General features: G+C 45.8%; 1 protein-coding gene. It reads left to right on the top strand.

From position 1 onward, the window contains the following. Nucleotides 1-561 (top strand): DUF8696 domain-containing protein (locus tag KZH69_RS20395; RefSeq protein WP_219319308.1); only part of this gene is annotated, 561 nt, incomplete at both ends.

Below are 561 nucleotides of genomic sequence, written 5' to 3'. Positions count from 1 at the left end.
TTCCCGGTGAAATTGCCGGAAGCCAAACACTATGTGCTCCGTTTAATCCTGCAGCCTTTACCAGTGTTACACCGGGTTCTGACCATGGTACCATAAGCTACCAATGGCAAAGCAGTACTGATGGAACAACATTCACTAACATTGCAGGAGCTACCTCAGCAACTTATGATGCACCTGCAGTAGCCGTTAAAACTTGGTTCCGTAGAGTAGCCACTTCTGATGTGGGTTGCGCAGGCAACAGTAACGTTTTGACTGTGACACCAAATGACATTGCTCCTGGCACAATCGCTGGAGATCAAACATTATGTTCTCCGTTTGATCCTGCAGCATTCACCAGTACAACTGTGGGAAGCTCCACAAACGGTGGAGTAATTTCATATCAATGGCAATGGAGTACTACTGGCTGCGAAGGGTCTTGGAGTGATATCTCAGGAGCTACATCTGCAACTTACAATGCAGGAGTCGTATCTGTAATAACTAATTTCCGTAGAGTCGCTACTTCTACTCTTAATGGCGTTGCCTGTTCTGCAAACAGTAATTGTTTGACTGTTTCACCAAACG

The sequence above is a fragment of the Flavobacterium taihuense genome, assembly GCF_019351435.1.
Classification (GTDB): Bacteria; Bacteroidota; Bacteroidia; order Flavobacteriales; family Flavobacteriaceae; genus Flavobacterium; species Flavobacterium taihuense.
The sequence above is the reverse complement of the archived record's forward strand: the minus strand, read 5'-3'. Positions and strand labels throughout refer to the sequence as shown.